This window comes from Citrobacter sp. S55_ASV_140 (assembly GCF_018919505.1).
In the GTDB taxonomy this organism is placed as follows: Bacteria; Pseudomonadota; Gammaproteobacteria; order Enterobacterales; family Enterobacteriaceae; genus Citrobacter; species Citrobacter werkmanii.
The window spans coordinates 1-1,962 of sequence record NZ_JAHLQZ010000358.1 but is presented as its reverse complement, the minus strand read 5'-3'; the positions used below and the strand labels follow the sequence as shown (position 1 = coordinate 1,962).

Genomic DNA, 1,962 nt, shown 5'->3' with positions numbered 1-1,962 from the left:
GCCCAGGACGGGCATGCTGCCGAGCCGCAATAAAATAAATAGTGCCCTCCGCTCGCGGAGGGTCGCTCCCCTTTGATATGCATTAAGGCGACATGCCTATAAGTGGGTAAACTCACTCCATTATTAGCATGCTATTAATTTCGTTATAGAAATTAATATATAGCGATAACTATAATGGAGGGAGTTATGTCTGAAACTGAGCAATATGGAGGCATCAGCCGCAGGACGTTAGTGAAATCCTCGGCTATTGGTTCGCTGGCGCTTGCCGCAGGCGGACTCTCATTACCTTTCGGAATGCGCTCCGCAGCGGCTGCGGTACAACAAGCATTACAACCAGCAGAAGAAAAAGTCGTTTGGGGGGCTTGTTCCGTGAACTGCGGAAGCCGTTGCGCCCTGCAACTTCATGTCAAAGATGATGAGGTCGTATGGGTAGAATCCGATACGACCGGGGATGATATTTATGGTCAGCACCAGGTTCGCGCCTGTTTGTGTGGTCGTTCTATCCGTCGCCGAATTAATCATCCGGATCGCCTCAACTATCCAATGAAACGCGTGGGTAAGCGCGGTGAAGGTAAATTTGAGCGCATAACCTGGCAGGAAGCCCTGGATACTATCAGCGCCAGTTTGAAAAATACCGTACAGAAATACGGTAATGAAGCCGTGTATATCAACTACACCTCTGGCATTGTCGGCGGCAACATTACACGCTCCTCCCCTTATGCCTCACTGGTCGCTCGCCTGATGAACTGCTATGGCGGATTCCTGAGCCATTACGGTACCTATAGCACCGCGCAAATCGCGGCGGCAATGCCTTATACCTATGGCTCAAACGAAGGCAACAGTACCTCAGACATCGAAAACACGAAACTGGTAGTGATGTTCGGCAATAACCCTGCCGAAACGCGCATGAGCGGCGGCGGCATAACTTACTTTCTGGAGCAAGCCCGGGAGCGCTCAAACGCCCGGATGATCGTCATTGACCCCCGCTATACCGATACTGCAGCGGGTCGAGAGGATGAGTGGATCCCTATTCGTCCGGGCACCGACGCTGCACTCGTAGCGGGAATCGCCTGGGTCATGATTAACGAAGATCTTGTCGATCAGGCGTTTCTCGACAAATACTGCGTCGGTTATGACGAGAAAACCCTGCCCGCCGATGCTCCCGTTAACGGGCATTACAAAGCTTATATTCTTGGCAACGGTGATGACGGTATCGCCAAAACGCCACAATGGGCCTCGCACATCACCGGGATCCCAGCCGAGCGCATAATCAAACTGGCAAGGGAAATCGGCAGCACTAAACCGGCGTATATTTGCCAGGGTTGGGGTCCTCAACGTCAGGCTAACGGTGAACTAACCTCACGCGCGATCGCCATGTTGCCTATTCTGACCGGCAACGTCGGCATCAACGGCGGCAATAGCGGCGCACGAGAATCAACCTACACCATCACGATTGAGCGCATGCCACTGCCTGAAAATCCCATCAAGACTCAGATATCCTGCTTTAGCTGGACCGACGCCATCGTCCGGGGCCCGGAAATGACCGCTACCCGCGATGGCGTTCGTGGGAAAGATAAGCTCGACGTGCCGATAAAATTTATCTGGAACTATGCGGGCAACACCATCACCAACCAGCACTCAGATATCAATAAAACGCATGAGATCCTTCAGGACGAGACGAAATGCGAAATGATAGTGGTCATCGAAAACTTCATGACATCTTCGGCCAAATATGCCGATATTCTGCTGCCTGATTTAATGACCGTCGAACAGGAGGATATTATTCCCAACGACTACGCGGGCAACATGGGGTACCTCATTTTTATTCAACCCGCGACGTCGCCTAAGTTCGAACGTAAACCGATCTACTGGATAATGAGCGAAGTAGCGAAACGTCTTGGCGACGATATCTACCAACGTTTTACTGAAGGCCGTACCCAGGAACAGTGGCTCCAGTATCTG

1 protein-coding gene is annotated in these 1,962 nt (G+C 51.8%); it reads left to right on the top strand.

All coding sequences use genetic code 11. The annotated features are described in order from the left end of the window. Positions 1-186: 186 nt before the first annotated feature. A partial coding sequence (locus KQJ18_RS23725) for a DMSO/selenate family reductase complex A subunit (RefSeq protein WP_216422918.1) occupies positions 187-1,962 on the top strand: 1,776 nt, incomplete at its 3' end.